The 26,946-nt window shown below is 70.7% G+C and carries 24 protein-coding genes; 10 read left to right on the top strand and 14 right to left on the bottom strand.

What is annotated here, in order from left to right; all coding sequences use genetic code 11:
* Window positions 1-21: 21 nt before the first annotated feature.
* On the bottom strand, window positions 22-1,230 hold the full coding sequence (locus K8625_RS21000) for a type I restriction enzyme HsdR N-terminal domain-containing protein (RefSeq protein ID WP_223783704.1): 1,209 nt from the start codon (window positions 1,228-1,230) through the stop codon (window positions 22-24).
* Window positions 1,231-1,522: 292 nt separating this feature from the next.
* Here K8625_RS21000 and K8625_RS20995 point away from each other — a divergent pair, with 292 nt between their 5' ends.
* On the top strand, window positions 1,523-2,680 hold the full coding sequence (locus K8625_RS20995; RefSeq protein ID WP_223783703.1) for a fatty acid desaturase: 1,158 nt from the start codon (window positions 1,523-1,525) through the stop codon (window positions 2,678-2,680).
* 10 nt (window positions 2,681-2,690) lie between these two features.
* Here the strand turns inward: K8625_RS20995 and K8625_RS20990 are convergent, their stop codons facing one another.
* A complete protein-coding gene (locus K8625_RS20990; protein ID WP_141323456.1) occupies window positions 2,691-3,191 on the bottom strand; it encodes a hypothetical protein in 501 nt (166 codons plus the stop codon).
* 128 nt (window positions 3,192-3,319) lie between these two features.
* On the opposite strand from K8625_RS20990, the gene def reads away from it, so the two are divergent.
* The 3 genes from def to K8625_RS20975 all read left to right on the top strand — a co-directional run bounded on the left by def (window position 3,320) and on the right by K8625_RS20975 (window position 5,620).
* Window positions 3,320-3,934 carry a peptide deformylase gene (gene def / locus K8625_RS20985; RefSeq protein WP_223747336.1) on the top strand — a complete coding sequence of 205 codons (615 nt, stop codon included), beginning with the start codon at window positions 3,320-3,322 and terminating at the stop codon, window positions 3,932-3,934.
* Window positions 3,935-4,052: 118 nt separating this feature from the next.
* Window positions 4,053-4,697, top strand: coding sequence for a glutathione S-transferase domain-containing protein (locus K8625_RS20980; RefSeq protein WP_223783702.1), 645 nt, complete (start codon window positions 4,053-4,055; stop codon window positions 4,695-4,697).
* Between the two features lie 74 nt (window positions 4,698-4,771).
* Window positions 4,772-5,620 (top strand): MBL fold metallo-hydrolase, encoded by an 849-nt coding sequence (locus K8625_RS20975; RefSeq protein WP_074951870.1) that lies wholly within the window; start codon window positions 4,772-4,774, stop codon window positions 5,618-5,620.
* 25 nt (window positions 5,621-5,645) lie between these two features.
* On the opposite strand, the gene K8625_RS20970 is transcribed toward K8625_RS20975, so the two are convergent.
* Window positions 5,646-6,239 carry an HD family hydrolase gene (locus K8625_RS20970; RefSeq protein ID WP_223783701.1) on the bottom strand — a complete coding sequence of 198 codons (594 nt, stop codon included), beginning with the start codon at window positions 6,237-6,239 and terminating at the stop codon, window positions 5,646-5,648.
* 184 nt (window positions 6,240-6,423) lie between these two features.
* Here K8625_RS20970 and K8625_RS20965 point away from each other — a divergent pair, with 184 nt between their 5' ends.
* A complete protein-coding gene (locus K8625_RS20965; protein WP_223783700.1) occupies window positions 6,424-8,625 on the top strand; it encodes a transporter substrate-binding domain-containing protein in 2,202 nt (733 codons plus the stop codon).
* 16 nt (window positions 8,626-8,641) lie between these two features.
* Here the strand turns inward: K8625_RS20965 and K8625_RS20960 are convergent, their stop codons facing one another.
* From K8625_RS20960 to K8625_RS20920, 9 genes are all read right to left on the bottom strand, one after another.
* The gene (locus tag K8625_RS20960; RefSeq protein WP_223783699.1) at window positions 8,642-9,358 is read right to left on the bottom strand and encodes a hypothetical protein; all 717 of its coding nucleotides are present in this window, start codon (window positions 9,356-9,358) and stop codon (window positions 8,642-8,644) included.
* Window positions 9,359-9,367: 9 nt separating this feature from the next.
* Complete coding sequence (locus K8625_RS20955) at window positions 9,368-10,930, bottom strand: DUF4139 domain-containing protein (protein WP_223747342.1); 1,563 nt, start codon at window positions 10,928-10,930, stop codon at window positions 9,368-9,370.
* A complete protein-coding gene (locus tag K8625_RS20950; protein ID WP_223783698.1) occupies window positions 10,930-13,152 on the bottom strand; it encodes a DUF4139 domain-containing protein in 2,223 nt (740 codons plus the stop codon). The genes K8625_RS20955 and K8625_RS20950 overlap by 1 nt, the downstream gene beginning before the upstream one ends.
* A gap of 53 nt (window positions 13,153-13,205) precedes the next feature.
* A complete protein-coding gene (locus tag K8625_RS20945; protein ID WP_223783697.1) occupies window positions 13,206-13,736 on the bottom strand; it encodes a hypothetical protein in 531 nt (176 codons plus the stop codon).
* Complete coding sequence (locus tag K8625_RS20940) at window positions 13,733-14,677, bottom strand: DUF692 domain-containing protein (RefSeq protein ID WP_223783696.1); 945 nt, start codon at window positions 14,675-14,677, stop codon at window positions 13,733-13,735. Before K8625_RS20940 ends, K8625_RS20945 begins: the two co-directional genes overlap by 4 nt.
* 2 nt (window positions 14,678-14,679) lie before the next feature.
* Window positions 14,680-15,576 (bottom strand): TIGR04222 domain-containing membrane protein, encoded by an 897-nt coding sequence (locus tag K8625_RS20935; RefSeq protein ID WP_223783695.1) that lies wholly within the window; start codon window positions 15,574-15,576, stop codon window positions 14,680-14,682.
* Window positions 15,577-15,755: 179 nt separating this feature from the next.
* A complete protein-coding gene (locus K8625_RS20930) occupies window positions 15,756-16,262 on the bottom strand; it encodes a D-alanyl-D-alanine carboxypeptidase family protein (protein ID WP_223783694.1) in 507 nt (168 codons plus the stop codon).
* A 139-nt stretch (window positions 16,263-16,401) separates the two neighbouring features.
* Window positions 16,402-16,806, bottom strand: a complete 405-nt coding sequence (locus K8625_RS20925; protein WP_223783693.1) for an MGMT family protein — start codon at window positions 16,804-16,806, stop codon at window positions 16,402-16,404.
* Between the two features lie 44 nt (window positions 16,807-16,850).
* Window positions 16,851-17,381, bottom strand: coding sequence for an FHA domain-containing protein (locus K8625_RS20920; RefSeq protein WP_141323443.1), 531 nt, complete (start codon window positions 17,379-17,381; stop codon window positions 16,851-16,853).
* Between the two features lie 185 nt (window positions 17,382-17,566).
* Here K8625_RS20920 and greA point away from each other — a divergent pair, with 185 nt between their 5' ends.
* Window positions 17,567-18,085, top strand: coding sequence for a transcription elongation factor GreA (gene greA, locus K8625_RS20915; RefSeq protein ID WP_141323442.1), 519 nt, complete (start codon window positions 17,567-17,569; stop codon window positions 18,083-18,085).
* A gap of 126 nt (window positions 18,086-18,211) precedes the next feature.
* On the top strand, window positions 18,212-21,316 hold the full coding sequence (recG, locus tag K8625_RS20910; RefSeq protein WP_223783692.1) for an ATP-dependent DNA helicase RecG: 3,105 nt from the start codon (window positions 18,212-18,214) through the stop codon (window positions 21,314-21,316).
* 6 nt (window positions 21,317-21,322) lie between these two features.
* Here recG and K8625_RS20905 read toward each other — a convergent pair whose 3' ends face one another.
* Entirely contained in the window at window positions 21,323-22,780 is a 1,458-nt protein-coding gene (locus K8625_RS20905; protein WP_223783691.1) for a M48 family metallopeptidase, read from the bottom strand.
* A 116-nt stretch (window positions 22,781-22,896) separates the two neighbouring features.
* On the opposite strand from K8625_RS20905, the gene K8625_RS20900 reads away from it, so the two are divergent.
* From K8625_RS20900 to thrC, 3 genes are all read left to right on the top strand, one after another.
* Window positions 22,897-23,538, top strand: coding sequence for a protein-L-isoaspartate(D-aspartate) O-methyltransferase (locus K8625_RS20900; protein ID WP_223747350.1), 642 nt, complete (start codon window positions 22,897-22,899; stop codon window positions 23,536-23,538).
* A gap of 102 nt (window positions 23,539-23,640) precedes the next feature.
* Window positions 23,641-24,204, top strand: coding sequence for a hypothetical protein (locus K8625_RS20895; RefSeq protein WP_141323439.1), 564 nt, complete (start codon window positions 23,641-23,643; stop codon window positions 24,202-24,204).
* On the top strand, window positions 24,201-25,538 hold the full coding sequence (thrC, locus tag K8625_RS20890; RefSeq protein ID WP_223783690.1) for a threonine synthase: 1,338 nt from the start codon (window positions 24,201-24,203) through the stop codon (window positions 25,536-25,538). Before K8625_RS20895 ends, thrC begins: the two co-directional genes overlap by 4 nt.
* A gap of 67 nt (window positions 25,539-25,605) precedes the next feature.
* Here thrC and ribB read toward each other — a convergent pair whose 3' ends face one another.
* Window positions 25,606-26,757: a 3,4-dihydroxy-2-butanone-4-phosphate synthase gene (gene ribB / locus K8625_RS20885; protein WP_324289193.1), complete on the bottom strand. Its 1,152-nt coding sequence runs from the start codon at window positions 26,755-26,757 to the stop codon at window positions 25,606-25,608.
* Window positions 26,758-26,946 lie beyond the last annotated feature (189 nt).

The following is a 26,946-nucleotide window of genomic DNA, read 5'->3' as shown; positions in this document are numbered from 1 at the left end:
TGGGGCGGGTTCCTGAGTAGGTCAAACTGACGTCGCGTTCTCGGAGGAGCCACCATCGGCGTTACCGCTGCTCTGCCTCCTGGCTTCCTCCTCGTAGGCGACGAGCACCAGCGTCCGGAGCTTCTCGATGTCGCCAGACGCGTTGAAGTAGATGCGGCTCCTACCGATGCCGTCCGGCGCCGCCTCCACCTCGAACCCCGGGGCGAGCATCGCCGCCTGTTCCGCGGGTAGCCGGGTGACGAGCGATTTCTTCTTCCCATTGGTGAAGGCCCGGATGAACCAGGACGTCACCTTGCCCAGGTTGATGCCGAAGTAGGTGGTCGAGTCCTTGTAACTGATGGACTGCCTGAGCGCGGACTCGGCGCACTGCTTCTGGACGATTCGGAAGATCTCCAGCTCGAGCTCCGTGGTCTCGATCTGTGGCACCACTGGCCCATCCGCGACCTCTGCCGTTCGCTGCAGCGCCTCCGCGGGACTCGGCGCGGCGGCACTGGGGGCGTTGGGCTGGGCGATTTCCTGCTGGATCGACTTTGTCATCATGTCCAGGAGCGTGGTCTGGATGGACTTCTTCACGATGGGGACGAAGCGCTCGACCACGTTGCGTGTGACGCGCCCGGAAACCAGCTCGACCTCCGCCAGCAGGAACCGAACGAAGCTCTCGGAGGGGTTGCGCAGCAGCTCGTTGATGAGCGCCGTGACCTTGCCGACGAAGATGATCTCCTCTGCGTGTCCCTGGATGGACGTCGCATCGAAGAACTCCTTCGTGAAGGGGCGAAGCAGGTCGACATCCCGATCGGTGAAGTTGAGGACGTTGAACTCCATGAACGGAGTCGCATCCATCATGTTGGAGGACTGGAGGTCGGTGAAGAACCGGTAGCGCGTGCCATTCGTCACGACTCCGATGCGCACGGACGGCGTGGCGTTGAAGTAGCGCGCCAGTTGTCCGTCGTGGTCCTCGGGAACCGCGTCCGCGGCCTTGCACTCGATGAAGAGCGCGGGCTGCCCCTTCAGGTGCAGCGCATAGTCCACCTTCTCCATGACGCCGCCGCGCTTCTTGGCGAAGTCCGCGACGTACTCCGGCTGCGTCTCCGTGGGATCGTAGATGTCGTAACCCAGCGCTTGGATGAACGGGAGGATGAGAGCCTGCTTCGTGGCCTCCTCCCCCTTGATGAACGCCTGCCGCTTACGAACCTGCTCGGACAGCAGTCGCAAATCTTCGCCAAGGCCCATGTCGTTCCCCCACTTCGTGCACGGCGCACCGCCGCATCCCTTACACGCTAACTCATGGCGCGAATCACTCAAACACCTCTCGGTATCGGCTGTTTGAGCAAGGTCAAGGCAGACCCTGTGTCACGCTTTGACCCTACTACCGTGGTGGTATTGCATCTGGCATTGGGTTCGCTCGCGGTGTGCTCTGCCTTCGTCGCCGGACGGAAGCGCTTCCCGTCCCACGCTTGGGCGGCTACCCTTGACGCGCTGCTTCCGCCCCTGGACCTACATCCTCCCCCGAGGAGCTTCACGCATGTCGTCGTCTCTGCCCCCCGCCTTCAACATCGCCTCCGTGGACGTGGAGGGCTTCCACCGGGACCTGAAGGCACTGCGCGCGGAGCTCGACGCCAATCTGGGCGAAGCGGATGCGAAGCATCTCCGCAAGATCGAGCGCTGGGGCCGCATCGGTACGCTGCTGGGCATCGCCACCTGCTGGATCGCTCCGAACCCGTTCAGCGCCGCCGCGCTCAGCGTGGGCCGCTCGACGCGCTGGCTCCTCATGCATCACGTGGGACACCGCGGCTATGACCGCGTCCCCGGGCTCCCTGCGTCCCGCACCGGCAAGGGCTTCGCCAAGGGGGCACGCCGCTACCTCGATTGGCTCGACTGGATGCTCCCGGATGCCTGGGTGTTCGAGCACAACGTCCTCCACCACTCGTACACCGGTGAGGAGTCGGACCCCGACCTCCTCGAGCGCAACGCGGAGGGCACGCTGCGCAACCCGGCCCGGCCCCTGTTCCTGCGCTACGTCCAGCTCACGCTCCTGGCCCTCACCTGGCGCGCCTCGTACTACGCCCCCGAGACGCTCAGCGCCCTGCGCCGCAAGGGCCGTCGCGATGGTGGCTCGCTCTCCGGCGCCGAGTGGAAGGAGCTGCTGCTGCGCTGCTACCTCCCGTACGCCGCCGTCCAGTTCGTCCTCTTCCCGGCCCTGTTCCTCATCATCGGTCCCTGGGCGGCGTTCAGCGCGTTCTGCAACTCGCTGATGGCGGACGTGCTCACCAGCGTCCACACGTTCCTCGTCGTCGGCCCCAACCACACCGGTGAGGACCTGTACCGCTTCGACACGTCCCCCGCGAACAAGGGCGAGCGCTACGTTCAGCAGGTCATCGGCAGCGCGAACTACCGCACCGGTGGAGACCTCAACGACTTCGCCCACCTCTGGCTGAACTACCAGATCGAACACCACATCTGGCCCGACCTGCCGATGCTCAAGTACCGCGAGGCCCAGCCCAAGGTCCTCGCGCTCTGCCAGAAGTACGGCATCCCCTACGTCCAGGAGAGCGTCTGGACCCGCGTCCGGAAGATGGTGGACGTCGTCGTGGGCAAGCGCTCCATGCGCAAGCTCACCCCGCGCGAGAGCGCGGAGGCCGCTCCGGTCGCCCCCGAGTCACTCCAGGCCCACGTGGCCTGACGTCGAGGGCTCAGCTCGGCGACGCGCGACGCTGGCGGGGCGGCATGGCTCGCGTCAGCGTCTTCTCCGCCGTGCCACCGTTGTCCTCACGGCGCAGGACCTCCGCATCCACCACCCGCGCACCATCGGCGGAGACCGGCGGCCCGAGCGTCACCACGAGCACCCGGTAGGACTCCTCCAGCCGCTTGTGCAGCTTGATGAAGTTCACCTGCGCCGTGCCCGGCATGTCCTCGGTGTACGTGAAGTACCAGCGCAGCTCGTCCAGGTGCGTGTAGTACCGGTCCACCACCGCCTGCTCCTGCTCGGGCAGGTGGATGAGCTGCTCGAAGGCCCCCTCCGCGTACCGCGAGGCGATGGTCTCCAGCAGCGGCTCGCGGCTGCGCAAGCGCGAGAAGAGCGCGAACATCTCGTCACGCCGTGCTTCCAACCGGCGCATGATTCCAGCCGCGTCCATCGCAATCAGGTTGCGGACACGCGCGGCGATCTCATCGGCCTTCTTGCGACGAGCCATGGGACCGCAGCCTAACCTCTGCTCACAAGCCGGGCCAATGGGGGGCGAACAGCGTGGCCTGACAGACGAATCGCGGGCCGCCGTTTTTCGGCGGCAGGGGACTCCAGTTCGCCTGCTACGCTCGTCGCATGGTGCTCAAGATCGTCCAGGCGGGAGAGCCGGTACTTCGTCAACAGGCGCGAGACCTGACGCCCGAGGAGATTGGCAGTCCGGAGATTCAGCGGCTCATCGTGTTGATGCGCGACACGATGCGAGACGCCCCGGGCGTGGGGCTCGCGGCGCCCCAGGTCGGCGTGGGCCTTCGGCTGGTCGTCATCGAGGACCGCGCGGAGTACCAGGCCGGCGTGGCACCCGCGGACCTCGCGGCGCGCGAGCGGCAGCCGGTGCCCTTCCATGTGCTCATCAACCCGAAGCTGACGGTGGAGGACGCGACCCCCGCCGAGTTCCACGAGGGCTGCCTCAGCGTGACGGGCTTCGCGGCGCTCGTGGCCCGAGCACGTGGCGTACGCGTGGAGGCGCTGGACGAGCAGGGCCGCCCCGTGACGATTCGCGCCTCGGGCTGGTACGCCCGCATCCTCCAGCACGAGCTGGACCACCTCGACGGTACGCTCTACGTCGACCGGATGGCCACTCGCAGCTTCACGACGGGGGAGAACCATCGTCGCCACTGGGCCGGGCGCTCCACCGCCGAGGTGCGGTCCGCGCTCCGGATTGCCTCCGACACCGACGCGTCCTCGGCCTGAGGAGCACAGCTTCGACAGTCCCCCAGCGGTACAGCGCGAAGTCGAGCCCTCCTCGCGTTGTACCCGGGGAGGGGAGCGCCTACGGTGACCTCCGTCAAACCCTGACGGGGGTACACCGATGACTGTCGCGAACGAAGACCTCACCCGGCCCATCCTGATTGGCCGCTCGAGCTCTCACTTCACCCGCATCGCGCGCATCTTCGCGGCGGAGCTGGGCGTCGCCTACGACTTCCACATCCTGCGCGACATCATGTCGCCCAATCTCCAGGATTACGGCGGCAATCCCGCGCTCAAGATTCCCGTGCTGCGCACGGCCCGAGGCTCGTGGTTCGGTACGCTCAATGTCTGTCGCGAGCTGCGGCGCCACTCGACCCACAAGGCACGCGTGCTGTGGCCCGAGGACCTGACCGAGTCCCTGTCCGCCAACATGCAGGAGCTGGTCCTCCAGACCATGGCCACGGAGGTGACGATCGTCATGTCCAAGGTGGGGGGCGGGGCCCAGGCCGGGGCTCACCACGACAAGCTGCGCACGAGCCTGCTCAACATGATGGCGTGGCTGGAGCAGAACGTGGACGCCGCGCTCGCCGAGCTCCCCTCGGAGCGAAGTGTGAGCTTCCTCGAGGTCTCCCTCTATTGCCTCGTGATGCACCTGTCGTTCCGCGAGGTGCTGGACACCACTCCCTACGCGGCGCTCACCGCGTTCTGTCAGCGATTCGGCCAGCGCGCCTCGTGCGTCGAGACGACCTTCCGCTTCGACACCTGAGCACTCGCGTCATGCCCGGGGCCTGCCGTGCCCCGGGTTGCGACGTGACACGAGTCGCGCGATAAGCGACGGCGATGATCACCGAGGTCCAGGCAGGTCCCTATACCGTCCGAGGCATCTCCGTCGGCGGTGTCTACACCTCCCTCCAGGTGCCCGAACTCGACGTGGTGCTCGACGTCGGCATCCCCATCCGCTCGTTCGCCGGGTGCGATCGCATCTTCCTCAGCCATGCGCACCCGGACCACGCCAGCGCGCTCGGGGCGCTGCTCGGCATCCGCCGGTTGATGGGGAAGGGCGCTCCGCAGCTCTTCATCCCCGCCGAAATCGAGGCGCCCGTCCACGAGGCCCTCCAGGTCCTCTCCCGGCTCCATCACACGTCGATGGAGGTGACCACCGTCCCCATGCGGCACGGAGACGTGCAGCCCCTGGGGCAGGGGCTCCACGTGCGCGCCTTCCGCACGCATCACCCCGTGCCTTCTCTCGGCTATCAGTTCTTCCGCCGCGCGACGAAGCTCCGCCCCGAGTTTCTCGCGCTGCCGCCTCAGGAGATCGCCCAGCGCCGCAAGGCCGGTGAGGACCTCTTCACGCAGGTGGACCACCTGGAGCTCGCCTACGCGACGGACACGCTCTCGCGCATCCTGGAGACCGAGCCGACCTTGTTCGACTCGCGCGTGCTCGTCATCGAGTGCACCTTCGTCGACCCGAAGCGCTCCGTGCAGGACGCGCGAGATCGCGCGCACCTCCACCTCGACGAACTCCTCGCCCAGGCTGACCGCTTCCGCAACGAGGCCCTCGTGCTCATGCACTTCAGCCAGGCGCTCGGGCCGCAGGAGGTGCACGCCCTCGTTCGTGAGCGGTTGCCGCCCACCCTCGCGGAGCGCGTCCGCATCTTCGCGCCCGAGTCGGGCCGCTGGTTCGGTTGAGCACTGGGCTGTCGCGCTGAACAGCTCAGTCCGGCCGCAGTGCCTCCAGCTCCGCGAGCACCGCGCGCAACTCAGGCGCCTCCAGCGCCTTCTCCACCGACGCGAAGAACTCGGACAGGTCTCCCGCGCCCTGGTGCTCGTAGACGCAGGCCTGTAGCCCCATCTCCAGCCTGTCCACCTGCCGCACGAGCCGCGCCTCGAACGACGTGCCCTGCTCGTACTCATCCCAGAGCGCCAGGTACTCCGCGCCGCGCGGCAGCTTCCCCACGAGCTGCTCCATGGCCCGCCGCTCCCGCGCGTGCTTGTCCTCGCGCCCCACGCCGTCGTGCGGCGTCAGGTCTCCCACGTACGCCTCACCCAAATCATGCAGCAGCGCGATGCGCACCGCGCGGCTCGCGTCCGCCTCCGGGAAGTGGCTGTCCGCGATGAACAGGCACAGCAGCGCCACGAAGAGCGAGTGCTCCGCCACGCTCTCGCAGCGCTCGGCTGGAATCCCCACCCGCAGCCAGCCCTGACGGAAGAGCTGCTTCAAGTGGTTCAGCTCGAAGTACGTCTCGATGAGCGGGAGCGTCTTGCGTCCTCGCAACAGGGCCACGGGCGGCGAGCTCTTCGTCTTCATGTCGCCCTCCACGGTACACCGGCCCGCGTCCGTACTCCGGGTGGGTCGCCGTCCCAGGTCCGGGAACCCTCCGTGTGCGTCTTCGCTGGGCCCACGTGCGTTCACCCCGTCACCTCGGGTAGAGGGGAGGCGAGGGGAGCGTGTCCACGCATCCGGACATGGCTCCGAGGAGGGGGAAGCACCCATGGAGTCGTCTCGTTGGTTCGTCGCCGCGCTGCTCGTGTGTGTCGTCGCCTGCAAGCAGGAGCCTCCCGCGCCCCCGCCGGCGCCCGTGGCCGCGCCCGTTGTCACGGAGCCCGAAGACCTGCCGTTCCCCGAGACACCCCTGCCGCTCGTCGCCGAAGCCGCGCCGCCCGACGCCGAGCCCGCGAAGCCTCCCGAGCCCCCGTTCACCGGTGACCTCCCGGCCCTGCGCAAGCGCGGCGTCCTGCGCATCCTCGTGGAGACCACCGATGAGAGCTCCCTGCCTCGCCAGGGCACGCCCCGCTCGCAGGACCGCGAGCTGCTGGAGCGCTTCGCCGAGAAGCACGGCGTGTCCGTCGAGCTCATCGCCGTGGAGCGCTTCGACCAGCTCATCCCCCTGCTGAAAGAGGGACGCGGGGACATCATCGCCGCCGACCTCACCGTCACCCCGGAGCGCTCCCGCGAGCTGTCCTTCACCCGCCCCATTGCCCTGGTCAACGAGGTGCTCGTCGGCAAGAAGGGCGCCACGGACCTGCCGCGCAAGCCCCAGGACCTCGCGGGCCGCGCCGTGCACGTGCGCGCCAGCTCCACCTTCGCCACGTCCCTCGCCGCGCTCGCGAAAGCCCAGGCCCCGGGCCTCACCGTCCATCCCGAGCCCGAGAGCCTCGACTCCGAGGAGCTCGTGTGGCAGGTCTCTCGCGGCGAGCTGCCCCTCACCGTGGTCGACAGCCACCTGCTCGCGGCCATCCAGACCTACAACCCGGACGTCGAGGCGCTCTTCCCCGTCGCGGAGAAGCGCGCCCTCGCCTGGGCCGTGCGGCTGGAGAACCCCCTGCTGCGCACCGCGCTGGACGCCTTCCTCGTCGAGCGCGCCCTCACCGACCACCGCGAGCAGCGCTTCACCGGAGACCTCGACGGCATCCGCAAGCGCGGCGTGCTCCGCGTCCTCACGCGCAACAGCCCCGTCACGTACTTCCTCCACCGCGGCGAACAGGCGGGCTTCGACTACCAGATGGCGAAGCTCGCCGCGGACGCGCTCAAGGTGCGCCTGGAGGTCGTCGTCCCGGACACGTACGAGGAGCTGCTCACGTGGCTCAAGGAAGGCCGGGGCGACGTCATCGCCGCCGCGCTCACCGTCACACCCGAGCGCCAGCGCGAGGTCGCCTTCAGTCGCCCGTATCTCTTCGTGGAGGAGGTCCTCGTGCAGCGGGTCGGCTCGCCGCGTCCCGCGTCCCTCGCGGACCTGAAGGGCCAGTCCATCCACGTGCGTCGCACGTCCAGCCACTTCTCCAATCTGAGCACCCTCGCGACCCAGCACGGGTTCACCGTCGTCGAGGAGCCCGAGGACCAGGACACCGAGACGCTCATCGACCGCGTGGCGCGCGGCGAGATTCCCTTCACCGTCACGGACAGCCACATCCTCGCCGCCGAGCGCGTCTATCGCGAGGACGTGGAGGCCGCTTTGACGGTACCGGGGCAGGGCGCGCCCGCGGGCAAGGACGGACACCACGGCATCGCCTTCGCCGTGCGCCCGGGGAGCGTGAAGCTGCGCGCCTTCCTCGACGGCTTCGTGCAGAAGACCTACCGCGGGACCGAATACAACCTGGCTCGCCGCCGCTACTTCGAGGGCCGCCGCGCCGAGGCCCCGGCGACCACCGAGGCGGCCGTGGCCACGGGCACCATCTCCCCCTATGACTTGCTGGTGCGCTCGTACTCCTCGCGCTACGGAATGGACTGGCGATTGATGGTGGCGCAGATGTTCCAGGAGAGCCGCTTCGACCCCACGGCGCGCAGTTGGGTGGGCGCGCAGGGCCTCTTCCAGGTCATGCCCGCCACGGGCCGCGAGCTGGGCTTCCGCAAGCTCGAGGACCCTGAGCAGGGCATCCACGCGGGCGTGAAGTACATGCACCAGCTCCTCGGCCGCATCGCCCCGGAGATTCCCTTCAAGCAGCGCCTGCGCTTCGCCCTGGCCTCCTACAACGCGGGCCTGGGCCACGTGCTGGACGCACGCCGGCTCGCGCAGGAGCAGGGCCTGGACCCCAACCGCTGGTTCGGCAACGTGGAGAAGGCCATGCTCCTCCTGGAGAAGCCCAAGCACTACCGCCGCGCGCGACACGGCTACTGCCGGGGCTCGGAGCCCGTGAAGTACGTCTCCGAAATCCAGACGCGCTACGGCGCCTACGTGTCCGTCGTCCAGCACTGACGGGCACGGGACGGAGTCACAGTCCCACGCCCACGTAGGCCGCGGCCCACGGGCCGCTGAGCGAGACGGAGAAGCTGTCCGGGCCCTTCACCGGGCTCACCTGGAAGTTCTTCGCCTGCGACACGAACTGCGTGTAGCCGACCTGCATCCGCGTGTGGAACCAGCGGTTGAGCTGGTACTGCAGCGCCGCGCCCGCGCCTCCGCCGAAGATCCACTTGCGCGAGCGCGCCTGGAAGTACCGGCCGTCGATGACCGGATCTCCGCCGCCCGTCCCCGGGATGTTCGCGGAGATGCGGCCGGTGGCGAGCGACACCTCCGACGCGGCGCCGAACAGGCTCACGCCCAGGCTCAGCGAGTCCGTGAGCGACAGGCGCTTCTCCATGCCCGGCCGCAGCGCCAGGACCTGGACGTCGTCACCCAGCAGGTACCAGTCCACGCCATTGGTCCACCACCAGTCCGTCCGACCGGAGCCGCGCACCATGTTGAAGTGGATTCCTCCGGCCAGTCGCACCGCGTTGGCCCGGGCGCCCACGGTGCGCACCTCGTTCCTCAGCCCGGGGATGTCCGTGGTCGGGTGCTGCATCCGCCCCCAGCCGCCGCCCACGTCCACGGCGACCTGGGGGATGCGCCGCTCCTGCTCGGGCTCCGGTGGAGGAGGCGGCGTGTCGGCGAAGGCCGGGGACACCGGCCCCCACGCCATGAGCAACCCGAGTCCATACAGGGACGTGCGCATGAGGGACCTCTAGAGCCCCGCCACCTTCGCGGCGCTGCTCACCGTGTAGACCAACGTCAACTCCTGCTGAGAGCGCGGCGGCGCCGTCAGCTCGAAGCGGGCGATGCCCTCCGCGCTCACCTTCGTGGGCGCCGGGCGGGTGGTGTCCTTCTGGAGCGTCACCTCCACCGACTCCACCTCCGAGACGGGGATGCGCTCCTCCAGCGCCACCGCCGCGGGCTGGGCGCTCATGTTGGAGAGGAACATCTTCACGTGGTGCGTCTTCTGCTTGCGCCCCGACAGCCGGCTCGTCTCCTCCTGGATGTCCGTCATCCGGGCGACGCGCAGCGAGTCCTCGCTGCCGAAGCCCAGGCGCACGCGCTCGCCCTTGCCGGTGAAGCGCAGCTGCGAGCGCCCCACGTAGCCGCTGGTCCGCACCAGGTCCACGGGCCCCGCCAGCAACACGGACGGGCCCACGTTGTCGAACCTCGCCACGCGGTGCACCAGCGGCGACAGCTCCGGGCACACCACCAGCTCCGACGCGGCGGGCGCGGTGAAGTGGAACAGGGGGATGCGGTGCGGCTCTCCGTCCGCGGGGATGTGGGCGCGGTGGGGCGCGGTGAGGGACAGCGCCTCGCCGCCGTCATCCATGCCGGGAAGGCCCTCGTCGCGTCGGGCACCGGCGCCCTCGCCCGTGTTCTGGATGACCTCCTCGCGCACCGAGACGTCCACCACCTGCTTCTCGCGCTCCGTCTTGTCGCGCAGGAAGAGCCAGTCCGACTCCAGCCGGGGCGGCGCCGCGCCCAGCGTGGGACGCGCCGTGGACAGCGCCAGCTCCACGTCCTTCCATTCCTCCTCGGTGCGCTGCCACACCACGGCCTCGCACTCCAGGCGCACCGTCGGACCCTGGGTGCCCTGGGCCGGCTCCAGCGTCGCGCGGTACGCTGGACGCCACGCGGCGCAGGGCACCAGGTAGGTGATGGACAGCAGCGCCGTGCCGCCCGCGGGATGGCCGACCTCGAGCTCGGCGTGCACGTCCAGCTTCGTCTCGGGCTTCTGCGTGTTCGACAGCGCGCCGCGCGCCTGCGCGAGCTGCTGTTGCAGGCGCTGCTCCTCCACGGCCGCCAGTCGCCGGGCCGAGTCCACGGCCTCCAGCGCCTCGCGCACGTTGTCGAGCTGCTGCTTCCACGTGTCGGGCTGCGCGACGCCTCCGCCGGACTGCTCGGAGATGGCGCGGTACACGTCCGCGTGGGCCGCGGTGAGCAGGCCGTGGCGCGTGTTCAGCCGCTCCCGGTCCGCGCGGGCCTGTCGCTCCAGGCGCTCCAGGTCCGCGACGCGACGGCTCAGCTCCGTGGCGTGCTCGCGCAGCGCCTCCGGAGGCTGGGCGCGCGTCACGCGGCGCACGCGGGCCTGGGACACGGTGCCTCCGGCGAGCTTCGCCTGGAGCGAGCGGTCCACCGCCAGCGGCGACAGGCCGGCGATGACCAGCCGCTGCGCTCCGGGGACCAACGGGACTTCTCCGCGACGCTCGACGAGCGCGCGATCTTCCAGGACGGTGACCTTGACCACCGGCAGGGTGAGGGGCGTGCTCATCAGGTCCTCCGGTTTCCGCCGCCCAGCATCTTGCTGGCGGGAATCTTCACGGTCCACGTCGCCTTCAGGGTCTGCGCCTCACCGGGCTGGAGCACCACGCGCCAGGCACGCTCGCCTTCCACGGGGGCCTCGCCCGGAAGCGGCGTGCGCTTCTGCCAGGGGGGCGCCGTCTCCGTCTCCTCCACCTTGATGTCCTTCTCGTAGCCGGTGGGCACGGCGGGCACGCGCTCGCAGACCTCCACGAGGATGCGGTTGGAGAGCCGGTTGGCCAGCTCCACCGACACGTGGTGCGTGAGCATCGTCGCGCCGCCGAAGATACCGCCGGTGGCCTCGTCGAAACGCGTGTTGCGCGCGACCTTGATGGACTCCTCCACGCCCAGGCCCAGGCGCTGCGTGGCGCCCGGGGGCATCGTGGGCAGCGGGGAGGTCATCAGGAACTCGTCGCCGAGCGTGACGTCCACGGGGCCGGCGAGCAGCGGGTAGGGCGTCCGGTTCTCCACGCGCACCGTGCGGAAGGCCCTCGGCTCCACGGAGGGGACGATGACGTACTCGGCGGACAGGCCCACCGGCACCGACAACACCGGCAACGTGTGCCAGGCCGAGTCCGAGGGCACGTCGACCCGCGACTCCAGATCGAACTTCGCGTCGAAGTGCATCGCCGACTCGCGCGGCGGCACGGACCACGTCGGAAGGGGCAACTGGCGGAGGCTCGACACCTGCTGCTCGCTCACGGCGATGAACGAGAGGACGTTCACCTGGATCTGCATGGCCTGCAGCGCGATGAGCTCCCGCGTGACGTGGGTGGGACGTGAGCGCAGTCGGCCCCGGCCCTCCAGGTCATCGGCTGCGGCCAGCGTGAGCCGGTCGTAGTCCAGCAGGCTGTCGGAGGGCTCCAGGCGCGGCGCGGCGGCGGAGAGTCGGTCCACGCTGGCGCCTCCACCTCCCCTGGCCCCGTCGAAGTCGGCGAGGTCCATGGAGGCCATCGGCATGTCGTCGTCGTCGCCCGGCGCTTCGGCCAGGACCTCTTCCTCCAGGGGCGCCTGGTTCCTGGCGAAGCCGCCTCGCGAGCGCGACAGCTCCCGCTGGGGCGCCATGGAGGGACGGGGCGGTATGGACGGAGCGGCGAGACGCTTGGCCCTCGCCGACGGTGGCGCGGAGCCCACGGCGCCACCGGGCGCGCTGCGGAGCCTCTCCATTCCCGAGTCAGTGCTCTCGTGGTCCGCGACGTACGGCGCGGGCGCGGGGGGCGGAGGTGGCTCCATCGGCGGCGGCCTCGGCTTGGTGAGCGCCGGAGCGCGCCGGGCGTCGTAGCCCGCGAACAGCTCGTCGAGCCCCGGCGGTGGCTCACGCCAGCCCGAGCGCGGCGGTGGCGGCTGGCGACGACCGATGCGCAGCGCCTTGAGCTCGGGAACCTCGGCCCGGCGGTCCAGGGCCGCGGTGGAGACGGACAGCTTCACGCCGGTCCAGTCCTCACCGGTGTTCTGGCTGACGGTGGCCCGCATGCGCAGCGTGCCTTCCTCCAGCGTGCGAGGCAGCCGCAAATCGTAGGTCGGGACCCAGAGCGCGCCGGGCACGGCGTACTCCAGCGCGATGAGCGCGGGCGTCTCGCGGGGCCAGGGGTTGCCGGACAGCGTGAGCACCGCGGCGCGGTACACGCGGGCGCGCTCGCCGCGGACGGACGAGGAGGCCTCGTGCAGGCGCTGGCGTCGCAGGCGGACGTCGCTCTCCGCGTCGCGCAGCTCCCGCTCCAGGTCGAGCAGCCGCGCGTTCAGCGTGGCCAGCTCCGTGTCCACGAAGGACGTGAGCGCCAGCAGTGAGTCGAGGGGCGTCTGGTGGGGCGTGTAGCGGGCCTTCTTCTGCGGCGGGAAGGTGGGCTTGAGCTTGCCCACGGCCTGCAGCTCGCGCCGGGTGACCTCCAGGCGTGCCGTCACGTCCGAGACGCGCGAGAGGGCTTCCTCCAGGGCGCGGTGCTCCTGGGGGACGTCGACCTCGGGAGGGAGCTGGACATCGAAGGTGGGCCGGATGGCGCGGATGGTGAGGCCGGGCGGGCCCTGTCGCACCGCGGCCCGGAGCGTCCCGGTTCGCAGCGAGAGGGGAAGTCCGTTGAGCTGGATTTCATTGGGGACGCGGTCCTCCACCAGCTGGAGGGTGGCGATGCGCGTGCAAAGCGCCCCCTCCGCGTGAACGGTGACCGCATCCAACATGGATGGCACGACGAGCATGCGCCCCCTCGGCTCAGGTGAGGGCGCAAGGGTAGTCGAGATGGGCTCCGGAATCATGTCCCCCTGGGGACGTCCACCCCGGGTGGGGCCATGGGGCCCTGGGGGTGGGGTTCCGGGGCCCACCGCAGCACGCGTCCACCGGGCAGTCGCAGGGCCCACTGGCGCCGGCGCGTCGTGTCGTGACGCCGGGCGATGAGCACGATGCCCCAGCGTCGCACCAGCTCGCCCGAGGCTGTCACGCGCCAGCTCGCGTCGAAGTCGAGCAGGTCCCTGGACAGGTCGCCCGGCAGTCGGCCCTCGTCGCGCAGGGCCTGGGCGAAGCGCCGTCCCTCCACGCGCGAGTCGGGCTCCATGGACATGGGGTTGGACCGGGCCCATTGCTCGAAGCGCGGCGCGAAGTCGGGACCGAGCGCGGAGGCCAGCAAGGGCCACGCACGCTCCACGCCCCGGCGGCGCTTGCTCATCAGGGACTGCGCGGCCGCGAGCACGCGGGCCTCGTCGAACCCTGGTGGAACAGGCGCGCCGACTCCGAGCGCGCGCACGAGCTCCGCCTGGGCGCGGGCTTGTCGCTCACGGGCGCTCATGCCATGCCCTCCCGATTCGCGTCGGTGGCGCCGCGCTCCTGCGTGGCACTCCGCGTATCCCGCTGCTCATGGACCCCGCGAGGGACACCCCGCTCGGGCGTGCTTCGGTGGGCCTCTCGGCCATGTCGCTCCGTGCCGCGCAGGAGCGCCTGCTCCATCGCGGACAGCTCCGCGGTGAGCTCCGCCTCGGGCGGGAAGCGGTCATCGCGCTCGAGCATCACCGGAACGGGCCCCAGTCGCGCGGCCAGTCGCTCCAGCAAGGTGAGCGGCCTCGGGGGGAGCGGATGCGCATGCGTGTCGTGATACAGCCCGCCGCGCTGGACGCCGCCGGCCACGTGCACATAGGCCAAGCGCTCACGAGGCACGGCCGCGAGCACCGCGTCCGCATCCGTGCCGTGATTCAGCACGTGGGCGTGGAGGTTGGCCACGTCCAGGAGCAGCGAGGCCCCGGTCCGCTCCAGCACGCCGCGCAGCAGGTCCGCTTCCGAGAAGGCCGCGTCGGGCCACTCGAACAGCGAGGCCACGTTCTCCAGCGCGAGCGGCACGGGCAGCGCGGCCTCGGCCATCCGGATGTTCTCGGTCAGCACCTCCAGCGCCTCCTCGGAGCGCTGCACCGGCAGCAGGTGCCCCGACTCGAGCCCTCCCGCGCGGACGAACGCGAGGTGCTCGCTGACGCACACCGCGCCCAGCCGCTCCGCCAGTCCCGCCAGCCACGCCAACCGCCGCGGGTCGGGCGGCTCCGCGGAGCCCAGACCCAGCGAGACCGCGTGCAGCACCACGGGGACACCGCGCTCGCGCAGCCGTGAGAGCGGCTCGGGGATGGGGCCCTTCGGCGAGAGGTGCTCGGCGAGCACCTCCACGAAGCCGAGCCCGGGGCGCCGGTCGATGAAGAGCGCCAGCTCGCGTCGCCACCCGATGCCGACCTTCCGAAGACCGGGCACCGTCAATCGCCACCTCCACCGCAGCCGCCGCAACCACCACCGCCGCCTCCGTCGCCGCCGCTGCTGCAACTGCTGGAGCCGCTGCAACCACTCGAGCTGCTCACGCCGCCGAAGGATGAGCCCGAGGGGTCGATGTGCCGGCGCATCAGCTCGAAGTCGCTCATCGCCACCGCGCCCAGGCCGAAGAGGGCCACCGCCACCCCCAGGTCCTGGCTGTTCATCACCTGGGAGTTCTCCGTGCTCATGACGGACGTCTTCAGCGGCTGCTGATTCCAGCGCAGCGCGTGGAGCAGCGCCGAGCCCCGGCGGCTGGTCCACACAGGCCTCGTGAGGAAGAAGAGGGTGACCGCCGTGACGAAGCAGAGGAAGACCAGGAAGGACACGGGCTTCTCGCGCTCCAGGCCCACGTTGATCTTGGCGAGCCCCAGCAGGAGGACGCCGAGCAGCGGCAGCAGCGGCAGCCACCGGGCCCGCGTGGCCTGTCCTTCGTCGACCAACCAGCCGCGCTGTTGCAGGGGATGCTTGAGCCGCTCCAGCGCGGGCTCGATGCTGGCGACCAGCTCCGCGTTGCTCTTCTTCGACTCATGGACCGCGGCGTAGACGAGCCGCTCGAAAGGGGACGCGAAGTCGGACCGCTTGCCCGTCGTCGTCAGGGTCGTGCCGTCCATGACCAGGGCCTTGTCGTGGAGCAGCCTCGCCAGGGCCGTGTGCGCCACGGCCTTGGGGCCGGAGAGCATCGCGAGCTCATACGGGTCCAGCTTCTGCGGCAACACGTCCGGGCCGCCTCCCGGTGTGCGCAGCATCCAGCGCAGCAGCAGTCCGAGCGCCACGGCGCCCATGGCCAGCAGGACATACAGCGCGAGGAAATCCGGGCCCGACAGGTTCAAGGGGTCCATCATTGCGCCCTCCCACGGTGGGTTCGCCCCTTGATGAAACGCTGCCGGGCGCACGTGACAGCCCGGTCCCGTGACGTCTTCGTGACGTCCGGGTGTCACCGGGGCGCCATGTGTCGGGACCTGTCGGCCAGCCTAGCGTGGAAGCCTTTTCGCTGGGGAGGTGCGGCCTGCGCGACCCAGGGTCAGCTCGCGTCCTGACGTGCGACGGGCTCGGGCGTGGGCTTGGGGCGCTTCACCTCCTTGCCCGTGCAGTCGTGTCCGACCACGGGTGGGAAGGTGCTGCTGGGGCGGTACTCCCAATGCCACGGCTCGGAGGGCACGGTGCGGCGGAAGCCGAAGCGACAGGCATTGGCCTGGAGCCATTGATAGCGCTTCGACGTGCGCTTGCCGATGACCAGGTCCACCGCGAGCCCGCGCTGATGGTTGGAGCGTCCGGGCCGCGCCGCCTTGTTGCCCCGACCCCGGCGGTACTGCTCGTACAGGAGGCGTTGCTCGGGCAGGGAGCGGTAGCCGCTGGTGACCCGGAGGGCGATGTCGTGCTTCGCCGCGTCCAACGTCATGCGTTGGAGCGCGGAGGCCGCGTCGCGGTGGAGACGGTGGCCGCCATCGATGTGGACCAGCTTCGCGGCCTTCGCCTTGCGACGAGGACGGGCCTCGGCCGCGAGGACGGCGGTCGTGAAGAGGCACACGAGGAGAACGGCACTCCAGCGGAATAGCGCGAGCGACATGGCGGAATCCGGCCCGGGGGGTTGGGGCCTGACTTTCGCGCGTCCATTCCCGCAGGCAAGCAGCCGGGGAGCCGAGCCCTCGACGGACGGTTTCGCGTCGTCAGAACAACGAGAGCTGCGCGGCGGCGGGCTTGGCCGTCGGTGCGGGCAATGGTTGGAAGCCGCGGGCGCGCGCCCAGTCCTCGCTCGGGCCGGACCAGTGGTGCAGGTCCATGCGCGCCTGGCCTCGCTCGTCGAACCCGACGCCCTCGGCCTCGAGCAGCTCCTTCTGTCCGTGGCCCGTCAGGCTGATGCCGCCCGTGCGGTTGATGATGCGCTGCCAGGGCACCGTGGCCGAGCGTGCGCCCAGCGCGCCCAACGCATGGCCGACCACCCTCGCGTCGCAGCCGTCACCGACGATGGTCGCGATGTCGCCGTAGGTGGCCACCTTGCCGGAGGGGACGGCCTGGACGACGGTGTAGATGCGCTCGAAGTAGTCGCGCTCGTCGCGCGCGGGCTGCGTCATGGGGGCGTTGCTCCTGTCGAGGACACTGTCACCCTGTGGGGCCTTCAGCCGCTGCGCGAGCCCAGGCCCGTGGCTTCGCCTGCCTTCAGGCGCTCGTGCAGCGTGCGGGCCTCCAGGTACCAGAACTGCACGTTGCCGAAGCTGAGGATGTCGCCGTCGCGCAGCGTCGCCTCGCGCAGGCCCAGGGTGCCCGCGTTGAGGAACGTGCCGTTGGTGGAGCCCAGGTCCTGCACCGTGCAGCGGTGCTGGGATTCGTTCCAGCGCAGCTCGGCGTGCAGCTTGGAGACGGACGCGTCGTCGATGACCACGTCGCAGTCCATGCGCCGGCCGATGCGCAGCCGGTCCGTGGCGTGCAGCGGCGGGAGCGTGGCGACGCGCAGGTGTTCGAATTCGAACAGGAGGGTCATCATGCCCAGGCTGATGTCCTCGGGCGCGGCCATGCGGGTGGGCGCGAGCACGGCGGCCGAGGCCTCCGAGGGGGGACGCTGGATGAGGGCGAAGGGCCCCAGCTGGCGCTCGAAATCCCTGGCGGGCAGTGACGCGGCGAGCGCGCGCAATTCCTGGACGGACAGCACGGAAGGCAGCCTAGCGGCTCACCCCGCGTGCGCCCAGCGTCCGCGAGGGTCCCTGTACGGCTTTCATTGACCTGCATGTCACGGGTTCCCTACATTGGGACCTTCATGGAGGGGGCCGGGCTCCGGGAGGAGCGCCGGCCCTCGACTTTTTCGTGAACCTGGGAGTGGTGGAAGGAGCTGTGTCGATGGCTAGCGGGAGCGACAACATCCCGATGACCCCCTCCGGGCTGCGCAAGCTCAAGTCGGAGCTCAAGCACCTGCAGTCCGTCGAGCGAGGCAAGATCTCGCGAGAGATCGAGGTCGCCCGCGCCCACGGGGACCTGCGCGAGAACGCGGAGTACCACGCGGCGAAGGAGAAGCAGTCCCACATCGAGGGCCGCATCCTGACCCTCAATGACTGGATTGCGCGCGCGGAGGTCATCGACCCCAGCAAGCTGGGCGGTGACAAGGTCATCTTCGGGGCGACGGTGGACCTGCTGGACACGGAGACGGACAAGCCCGTCACCTACCGCATCGTCGGGGAGATGGAGGCGGACCTGAAGAAGCGCTGGCTCGCCGTGACGTCGCCGGTGGCGCGGGCGCTCATCGGCAAGCGCGTGGGCGACATCGCCACGGTGCAGAGCCCCGGTGGCACGCGCGAGCTGGAGATCCAGGAGATCCGCTTCGAGGATCCCCAGGACGAAGCCCCGGCTGGCGAGGGCTGAGTCCGCCGTCCGACGGGAACAGCTGAGGACAGCGGACCGGGGGAGCGGGCCTTGGCTCGCTTCCCCGGTCGCGTTTTCTGGGAGACGTCACCCCCGTTCCGTAGGATGGATGGACGTGACTCACGCGTGAACCATCCGCTCGCCAGTCTTGTAGGGCCCCTGCGCTACGCGTGTCAGCGCGACTTCGCCATGCTCGCGACGGTGAAGGGGCTGACGCCCGTCCTGGAGCGCGCGCTGGCCGGAGCCAGCGGCGTGAACGCCGAGGCGCTGGGACACCTGCGCGCGGCGCTGCCGTACGTGGACCATCCCACGCCCGAGCGCCGCAAGGCCGCGCTGCGGCGGGTCGTCGCGGGCCTGAAGCTCAGCGGCGTCGCGCTGCCGGCGGAGCTGGAGGGGCTCGCGAGCGGGGAGGGGACCGAGGACGCGGGGCACGAGTCGCGTGGGACGCTGGCATCGGAGCCGCGCGGTGAGGCGTCAGGCGCGCGGCGCGCTCCTTCTGGCGAGCCGAACCCTCCGCGAGGGACGTCGGAGTCGGAGCCTCGCGGTCATGCGGCCAGCGCGCGGCGTACACCTTCGGGCGAGCCGAACCCTCCGCGAGGGATGCCGGGTTTGGAGCCTCGCCAGGCCGCGTCCGGAGCACGTCCTCCGGCGTCGGGAGACCAGGCGCGTGGAGGGGCCGACACGGCGCGGACGCCTCGCCCCCATCCGAACGCGGGACGGGTCCAGGAGGGGCAGTTGGGCCCGGTGGTCCGGGGGGCGAGCGGACGCGCCTCGGTGGACGGCGGACAGGGTGGGCCGCCTCCGGGCTACGTCCAGATTCCACCGTGGAGGTCGAACGAGCCCGTGCCGACCTCTGCCCGGGCGAAGACCGCGGCGCCCCGCACCGGGGGCGCGGAGATGGGGAACGCGCCCCGCGCTTCATACGGCGCGCAGGCGGGACTCGCGCGTCCTGGTACGCCCCCAGCCCCGCGCGCCGACGGACGTCCGGGCCGACAGACCTCCATCGACACGGGCCCCGCGAGCACGTCCCCGGCCAAGGCGCGCAAGGAGAAGGAGCAGCGCAAGAAGAAGCGCGCCGTGGCGGCGGAGGCCTCCCGCTCCGAGGCGAAGCTCTTGTCCATCGCGCCGCGCTCGGGGCCGTTGTCCTCGCCGCTGAAGACGCTGGGCAAGCGACTGGGGCCCCGGCTCATCTCCGCGTTGGACAAGAAGGGCCTCCGGCGGATGGGCGACATCCTCTTCCTCCTGCCTCGCTGCTACGAGGACCGCAGGCGGCTGCTCACCATCGCCGAGCTGGAGCCCGGCGCGCGCGGCGTCACGGTGGGCATCGTCAAGGTCGCCGACTTCGTGCCCGGCAAGCAGGGACGGCGGATGTTCCGCGCGGTGGTGGGGGACCGCTCGGGCAGCATCGCGGCCACGTATTTCAACGCCGGCCCGTGGCTCAAGAGCCGCTTCACCGTGGGCAAGCGCATCGTGCTCTCCGGCGAGGTGCGCGCGACGATGAGCGGGCGCGAGATGGCGCACCCGGAGATCGAGCCCGCCGAGGACCTGGACTCCGCCGGCTCCGTGCACTTCAACCGCATCGTCCCCGTGTACCCGGGCTTCGAGCGCGGCGAGCAGCGCTCGTTCCGAGAGCTGGCCTCGCGCGTCGGTGAGCAGTACGCGCACGAGCTCGAGGACCCGCTGCCCCCGGAGCTGCGCCGTCGCCTGGAGCTGATGCCGCTGCCGGAGGCGCTGCGCTTCATCCACTTCCCGCCGGACTCGGCCGACCTGGAGGCGCTCGACGTCCACCAGAGCCCGGCGCACCGTCGGCTCGCGTTCGACGAGCTGTTCTTCCTCCAGCTCGGCATGGCGCTCAAGCGCCAGGGCGTCAAGGCGGAGCTGGGCATCGCGTTCGACGTGTCCCCCACGCGGATGGACAAGGCGCGCGCGGCGCTGCCCTTCCAGCTCACGGGGGCCCAGGCGCGCGTGGTGGAGGAGCTCGCCCGGGACATGGCTCGCGAGGAGCCGATGAACCGGCTGGTGCAGGGCGACGTGGGCAGCGGCAAGACGGCGGTGGCCATGGTCGCCGCGATGGTGGCGCTGCAGGCCGGCTACCAGGTCGCGGTGATGGCCCCCACCGAAATCCTGGCGGAGCAGCACGAGCGCAACTTCCGCAAGGTGCTCGGTCCGCTCGGCTTCCAGGTGGGGCTGGTGAGCGCGTCCGGCGCGGCGAAGGCCAAGCGCCAGGTGCGCGACGCCGTCGCCCGGGGAGACATCCACCTGGCCGTGGGCACGCACGCCCTCATCCAGCAGGACATGTCCTTCGACAAGCTGGGGCTGGTGGTCATCGACGAGCAGCACCGCTTCGGCGTGCTCCAGCGTCACTCCCTGATGAGCAAGGGCCCCAAGCCGGACGTGCTGGTGATGACGGCCACGCCCATCCCGCGCACGCTGGCCATGACGCTCTATGGAGATCTGGACCTCTCCATCATCGACCAGCTCCCGCCTGGCCGCACGCCCATCAACACGCGCGTGTTCAACGACAAGCAGCGCGCGCGCGTCTACGAGTCCATCGCCTCGGAGCTCGCCAAGGGCCACCAGGCCTACGTCGTGTATCCGCTGGTGGAGGAGTCGGAGAAGCTGGACCTGGAGGACGCGACGCGCGGCGTGGAGAAGCTGCGGGCGGCCTTCCCCCAGGCGAAGGTGGGCCTCCTGCACGGGCGGATGAAGGCGGAGGAGAAGGACGCGGTCATGGAGGACTTCCGCGAGAAGCGGCTGGACGTCCTCGTGTGCACCACCGTGGTGGAGGTGGGCGTGGACGTGCCCAACGCCTCGGTGATGGTGGTGGAGGCGGCGGAGCGCTTCGGCCTGTCCCAGCTCCACCAGCTCCGTGGGCGCGTGGGACGTGGCGCCGCGGCCAGCTACTGCTACCTGGTGGCGAGCAGCGCGCGCTCGTGGGAGTCCACCGAGCGGCTGTCGGTGATGGAGGCCAGCAGCGACGGCTTCGTCATCGCGGAGAAGGACCTGGAGATTCGCGGGCCGGGCGAGTTCCTCGGCACGCGGCAGAGCGGCCTGCCGGAGCTGGCGGTGGCGAACCTCGCGCGGGATGGGGACCTGCTCTCCATGGCGCAGGCCGAGGCCCGGCGCATCCTCGCCAGGGACCCGGACATGAAGTCTCCCGAGCACCAGGGCCTGGTGAAGGCGCTCGAGGAGCGGTGGGAAGGCCGGCTCGCGCTCGCGCGGGTGGGGTAGCGCGCGTCAGGGCTCCGCGTCGGGGCTCTTGGGCTTCGGGAGCGGCTCGTAGCCGCGCTCCTCCACCCAGGCACGCTTGCGCGTGGCTGTCCTCCCCTCCGGTCCGGCGAGGACGCCCTCGCCCTCGGTGCAGGCCAGGCCCAACCTCCGCTCGCACGGGTCCACCGCGACGACCGTGCAGCCCTTGAACGAGTAGATGCCGGGGCTGTCGTCCGAGGTCCCGGCGAAGGTGTCCTGGCTTCCACCCAGGTCGATGGTCGTACAGCCCCCACCCTCCGAGGACTGGGGCTCGGAGCACAGGAAGACCGCGCTGTAGGAGCCGCCCGAGGTCTCCCCGGACGTTCGATAGAGGTCCGAATACGGGTCGGCGCAGAGCCAGGCGGTCTCGGCGCACGCTGGCAGGTGGGCCTTCTTGCAGGGGGCGTCGTCCCCATCGCGGGTGAACACCCCATCCTCCCCGCCGAACTTGTCCAGGTTGAAGTAGGTGCTCTTGCGGGTCTTCTCATCGCCCCAGCGCACGGCGTGGCGCGCGGCGTCGAGGGCCGCGGGCTTCTTCTTCGCGCGGAACAGGCACAAGGACAGGTCCGCCCACGCGGCGCCGTCCTGGGGTGACAGCTGGGTGAGCTTCTCGAACAGGGGACAGGCCTTGGCGAACTGCTTCGCGTCATAGGCCTTCTGGGCCTGGGCACGCAGGGTGGCGGCGTCCGGAGGCGCGGCCGTGAGCAGCAGGAGCAGGGGTGTCAGCATGGAGGGCGTCCGCGTCAGAGGCGGGTGGCGGCCGTGACGTACACCGGGAGGCGGAAATTCACGTCCAAGGTCTTTTCCTGCTCGGTGACGCCCCAAACCTCGAGCTCCCAGGAGACCTCCTCGCCCAGCTGTCGCCAGGTGGAGGAGCGCGCGTCGGTGATAGCGTCCGAAGACGCGGCGTGCCTTCCAGCGGCGATAGAAGGCCCGCAGCAGGAAGCGCCAGGTCACGTAGAGCCCCAAGGTCGTCAGCGCGAGCAGCATGAATCCACCGCCGAGCCGCTGCTTCTGGGGCGTGTCCGGGCCCAGGACCTCGGGGGCGAGGTGCCCGAAGGCGCCGAGCAGCCCCACGATGGCGAGGCCCCCGAGGATGGGACGCAGGAGCGGCCCGGTCGCGAGCTGGGGGGCCACCGTCTCCTGGGTCCAGGGGTGGTCCCACAGCCAGGGCTCGGCGCGGTGCGCCTTCGCGAAGGCTCGCAGCCGCAGCGAGCGCCGCATGCGGACCGCGCCCCAGACGCCACACACCAACGTCCCCACGAGCAACGCGCCCTGGACGCTGACCGGCTCGAGCGTGGTCGGCCGGAGGCCGAGGAGCTGATACCCGCCGACGAGCGCCAGCAGCAGCGGGATGATTCCCTGGACGAACGGGAGACGCGTGGGCGGAGGTTGGATACCGCCTGGGGATTCGACTCGCCCGAAGATGTACGCCGGCTCGGCCATCGCGCGAGCGTAGGGTGGGGGGCCTTGCCTTGGATAGCGTGCCGCCGGGGAAATTCCCGCGAGGCTTGTCGGACCCGCCCGCTGCTGCGAGCGCCTCGCGTGGTTAGGCTTCGGGCATGGGAGATCTGGAGCGCGCCGAGTATCTGTCCCGACAGGGCATCCATGATCCTCGGGTGCTGGAGGGCATCGGCCGCTTGAGCCGGGCGGAGTTCGTGGCGGAGCACTCGCGCTCGGAGGCGGGCGTCGACGCGCCGCTGCCCATCGGCCATGGACAGACCATCAGCCAGCCCTATGTCGTGGCGTTCATGACGCAGGCCCTGCGCCTGGAGGGGCATGAGCGGGTGCTGGAGATCGGCACGGGCTCCGGCTACCAGACGGCGCTGCTGTCGCTCTTGTGCCGCGAGGTGTTCACGGTGGAGATCGTCCCGGAGCTCGCCCGCTCGGCGCGCGAGCGGCTCCACCGGCTGGGCTTCCAGAACGTGTACTTCCGCCAGGGCGACGGCGCGGAGGGCTGGCCGGAGCAGGCGCCGTTCGACGCCATCATGGTCACCGCCGCGCCGGTCGAGGTGCCCTCCTCGCTGCTCTCCCAGCTCCGGCGCGGGGGCCGGATGGTGGTCCCCGTCGGACCGCTGGAGGGCGCCCAGCAGCTGCTGCTCATCCATCGGGCCAAGGAGGTGGGTCATCTCCCCCGGGTGGAGTCCCTGCTGCCCGTGCGCTTCGTCCCCCTGACGGGGCCGACGGGAGTCCCCCGGCCCTGACGGGTCCGAGAGGGGAGCGGTCCGCCCGGATGCCTGGAAGCCACCACGGGCCGAGAAGTCGCGTTGCCCCCGAACGTGGCCGCCCGCTAACGTCCCGGCATCATGATCATCTGTCCGGTCTGCGACCACGTACAGCCCGAGGGCACCGAGTGCGATGTCTGCGGGAAGCGCTTCCCGGTGGACGCCGCGGGCGCGACGCCCCCGGTGGCCCCGCTGCCGGAGCTGGAGCTGACGCCGCACGCCGGTGGCCGCGACGCGGTGAACGCGCAGCCGCTGCCGGAGCTGGACATCACGCGCCTTCGCAGCGGGCCGGACCTGCCGCCGCAGGTGGTGCAGGACCTGGAGCTCACGCGCTCGGCGCCGACGGGGGACCTGCCGGTGGCGGTGCTCCCCGAGCTGGACACGGGCCGCGCGCCGGATGACGGCGTGCGCACCGCGGCCCCGCTGGGCGCGGTGGTCTGCCGCTACTGCCGCAACGTCCAGGCGCAGGGGCTGCTCTGCGACAACTGCGGCATGCGGCTGCCTCGCGCCCGCGTGGCGCCTGTCGTGGTGGCCGGGAAGCCGGGCGAGGACAACGACTGGATGGCCTGCCCCTCGTGCCACACCCGGGGCCGCCCGGGTCGGGCCTGCTCCGAGTGTGGCACGCGGCTGGTGGAGCAGACATGAGCGCCTCGGAGTCCGGCTTCAAGGCGGAGTACGCGTGCAGCGAGGGCTGCGACTTCCGGGCCTCGCTCCTGGACGTCGTCTATCGCTGCCCCCGCTGCGAAGGCCTGCTGGAGGTGCGTCACGACGTGGACGCCCTGCGCGCGGTGCCCGCGGCGGAGTGGAAGCGGCGCTTCGAGTCGCGCTTCGGTTCATCGCGCCTGCCGGAGGGCTCCGGCGTGTGGGGCAAGCGCGAGTGGGCCTACCCACAGCTCCCCGTGGAGGACATCGTCTCGCTGGGCGAGGGCCGCGTCCCGCTCAAGCCCCTGCCGCGCATGGCGTCCGAGCTGGGGCTGTCCGCGTTGGACCTGAAGGAGTGCGGCGTCTCGCCCACGGGCAGCTTCAAGGACTGGGGCATGACGGTGCTCGTGTCCGCCGTGAAGCACATGCGGGCCCGGGGCATGCCCCTGCGCGCCGTGGCGTGCGCGTCCACGGGAGACACCTCCGCGGCGCTGTCCGCCTACTGCGCGGCGGCGGGGATTCCCGCGGTGGTCTTCCTGCCGCGCGACAAGGTCTCCCTCGCGCAGCTGGTGCAGCCCATCGCCAATGGCGCGCGTGTGCTGTCGCTCGACACGGACTTCGACGGCTGCATGCGCCTGGTGCAGGCGGTGACGGCGGACACGGGCCTGTACCTGGCCAACTCGATGAACTCGCTGCGCATCGAGGGCCAGAAGATGGTCGCCGTGGAGCTGTGCCAGGACCTGGGCTGGGAGCCACCGGACTGGGTGGTGATTCCGGGCGGGAACCTGGGCAATGCCAGCGCCCTGGGCAAGGGCTTCGAGCTGATGCTCGAGCTGGGCCTCATCACCCGCAGGCCGCGCATCGCCGTGGCGCAGGCCCAGCGCGCCAACCCCCTGGCCCGCGCCTTCCGGGGCGGCTTCCAGGAGCTGCGGCCCATGCAGGCCGAGAGCACGCTGGCGTCCGCCATCCAGATTGGCAACCCGGTGTCCTTCCGCCGCGCGGTGCGAATCCTCAAGGCCTTCGACGGCGTGGTGGAGGAGGCGACGGAGTCGGAGCTGGCCAACGCCGCCGCGCGCGCGGACCGCGAGGGGACGTTCACCTGTCCCCAGACGGGCGTGGCGCTCGCGGCGCTGGAGAAGCTCGTCGCCCAGGGCGTCATCGAGAAGGGCTCGCGCGTGGCGGTGGTGTCCACCGCGCACGGGCTGAAGTTCGCGGACTTCAAGGTGGGCTACCACCGGGGCACGCTGGCGGACGTCACCAGCCGCTACGCGAATCCTCCGGTGCAGCTGCCCGCGAACCTCGATGCGGTGCGCTCGGCCCTGTCGGACCTGGGCTGACGTCGCGAGGGAAGGGCGGGGCTCACCTCGAGGGGAGCCGCCGCCCCCGGAGACGGCGAGGCGCGCGTCAGTCCGCGAGCAGCGGGACGCGCTTGTCGATGGTGAGCCCGAAGCCCGCGAGGCCCCGGTAGGTGATGTCCGTGTTGGTCATCACCTGCAGCGTGCGCACGTTCAGGTCGTTGAGGATCTGGCAGCCCATGCCCAGGTCGCGCGTCTCGTGCGGGCCGCTGCGCAGGTCGGCGCTGCCGTCCGCGTTGCGCTTGTGGTGGATGCCGAAGTCGTCCCCGTGCATGCCGGGCAGGTACACCAGGACGCCGGTGCCCTCACGCGCGATGCGGGCGAGCGACTGGTCCAGCAGCGCGTTGCAGTTGCACGTGGGCGAGCCGAACACGTCGCCCATCGTGCAGGCCGCGTGCAGGCGCACCAGGGCGCTCGGGCGGGCGGCGGGGTCTCCCTTCACCAGCACCAGCGACTTGGCGCCGTCCGGCAGCCACGTGTACGTGAGCGCCGTGAAGTCGCCGTAGCGGGTGGTGACGGTGTGCTGGCCCGGCTCGCGGCGCACCAGCCGGTCCTTGCGGCGGCGGTACTCGATGAGGTCCGCGATGGTGATGACGCGCAGCTTGTGCTCCAGCGCGAAGGCCTGCAGGTCCGGCATCCGCATCATGGTGCCGTCGTCCTTCACCAGCTCGCACAGGATGCCGGAGGGGCCCAGGCCCGCCAGCCGGGACAGGTCCACGGTGGCCTCGGTGTGGCCCGCGCGGCGCAGCACGCCGCCCTCGCGGTAGCGCAGCGGGAAGATGTGCCCGGGGCGCAGGAAGTCGTTGGCCTGGCTCTCCGGGTCCGCCAGCGCCAGGATGGTCTTCGCGCGGTCCGCCGCGGACACGCCCGTGGTCGTCCCGTGCCGGTAGTCCACGGACACCGTGAAGGCCGTGCGGTGGGACTCGGTGTTGTCCGACACCATCTGCGGCAGCCGCAGCGCGTCCAGTCGGTCCGCCAGCATGGGCATGCAGACGATGCCGCTGGTGTGGCGCACCATGAAGGCCAGGTGCTCGGGCGTCACCTTCTCCGCCGCCATGATGAGGTCGCCCTCGTTCTCGCGGTCCTCGTCGTCCGCGACGATGACGAACTTGCCGTCGCGGATGTCCTGGATGGCATCCTCGATGGAGGAGAGCTTGGCGTCGTGGCTCATGGTGGCTTCGGTCCGCTCGCGGGTCTGCATGTGCAGGCGCATGTAGCGTCTAGGTCCGGGGCTGGCAAGCCAACCCGCCTCCCGGCGTGCGCCCGGATGATGGGCCGGAGTAGGTCCTCCAGGGGCGCTCCTCCGACTGCCCGTTTCGGTGTGGGCGGAATCGTGTGCGACCTGGAAGGTTGGAGTCCCCAGGGACGATGACTCGACGCGTGGGACGGG

This window comes from Myxococcus sp. AS-1-15 (genome assembly GCF_020037055.1).
GTDB classification, from domain to species: Bacteria; Myxococcota; Myxococcia; order Myxococcales; family Myxococcaceae; genus Myxococcus; species Myxococcus fulvus.
The sequence above is the reverse complement of the archived record's forward strand: the minus strand, read 5'-3'. Positions and strand labels throughout refer to the sequence as shown.

Bases quoted from the DNA above. Each gene is read 5' to 3' on its own strand.
- K8625_RS21000 (WP_223783704.1), bottom strand. From the start codon at position 1,230: ATGGGCCTTGGCGAAGATTTGCGACTGCTGTCCGAGCAGGTTCGTAAG.
- K8625_RS20995 (WP_223783703.1), top strand. From the start codon at position 1,523: ATGTCGTCGTCTCTGCCCCCCGCCTTCAACATCGCCTCCGTGGACGTG.
- K8625_RS20990 (WP_141323456.1), bottom strand. From the start codon at position 3,191: ATGGCTCGTCGCAAGAAGGCCGATGAGATCGCCGCGCGTGTCCGCAAC.
- def (WP_223747336.1), top strand. From the start codon at position 3,320: ATGGTGCTCAAGATCGTCCAGGCGGGAGAGCCGGTACTTCGTCAACAG.
- K8625_RS20980 (WP_223783702.1), top strand. From the start codon at position 4,053: ATGACTGTCGCGAACGAAGACCTCACCCGGCCCATCCTGATTGGCCGC.
- K8625_RS20975 (WP_074951870.1), top strand. From the start codon at position 4,772: ATGATCACCGAGGTCCAGGCAGGTCCCTATACCGTCCGAGGCATCTCC.
- K8625_RS20970 (WP_223783701.1), bottom strand. From the start codon at position 6,239: ATGAAGACGAAGAGCTCGCCGCCCGTGGCCCTGTTGCGAGGACGCAAG.
- K8625_RS20965 (WP_223783700.1), top strand. From the start codon at position 6,424: ATGGAGTCGTCTCGTTGGTTCGTCGCCGCGCTGCTCGTGTGTGTCGTC.
- K8625_RS20960 (WP_223783699.1), bottom strand. From the start codon at position 9,358: ATGCGCACGTCCCTGTATGGACTCGGGTTGCTCATGGCGTGGGGGCCG.
- K8625_RS20955 (WP_223747342.1), bottom strand. From the start codon at position 10,930: ATGAGCACGCCCCTCACCCTGCCGGTGGTCAAGGTCACCGTCCTGGAA.
- K8625_RS20950 (WP_223783698.1), bottom strand. From the start codon at position 13,152: ATGCTCGTCGTGCCATCCATGTTGGATGCGGTCACCGTTCACGCGGAG.
- K8625_RS20945 (WP_223783697.1), bottom strand. From the start codon at position 13,736: ATGAGCGCCCGTGAGCGACAAGCCCGCGCCCAGGCGGAGCTCGTGCGC.
- K8625_RS20935 (WP_223783695.1), bottom strand. From the start codon at position 15,576: ATGATGGACCCCTTGAACCTGTCGGGCCCGGATTTCCTCGCGCTGTAT.
- K8625_RS20925 (WP_223783693.1), bottom strand. From the start codon at position 16,806: ATGACGCAGCCCGCGCGCGACGAGCGCGACTACTTCGAGCGCATCTAC.
- greA (WP_141323442.1), top strand. From the start codon at position 17,567: ATGGCTAGCGGGAGCGACAACATCCCGATGACCCCCTCCGGGCTGCGC.
- K8625_RS20905 (WP_223783691.1), bottom strand. From the start codon at position 22,780: ATGGCCGAGCCGGCGTACATCTTCGGGCGAGTCGAATCCCCAGGCGGT.
- K8625_RS20900 (WP_223747350.1), top strand. From the start codon at position 22,897: ATGGGAGATCTGGAGCGCGCCGAGTATCTGTCCCGACAGGGCATCCAT.
- K8625_RS20895 (WP_141323439.1), top strand. From the start codon at position 23,641: ATGATCATCTGTCCGGTCTGCGACCACGTACAGCCCGAGGGCACCGAG.
- thrC (WP_223783690.1), top strand. From the start codon at position 24,201: ATGAGCGCCTCGGAGTCCGGCTTCAAGGCGGAGTACGCGTGCAGCGAG.
- ribB (WP_324289193.1), bottom strand. From the start codon at position 26,757: ATGCAGACCCGCGAGCGGACCGAAGCCACCATGAGCCACGACGCCAAG.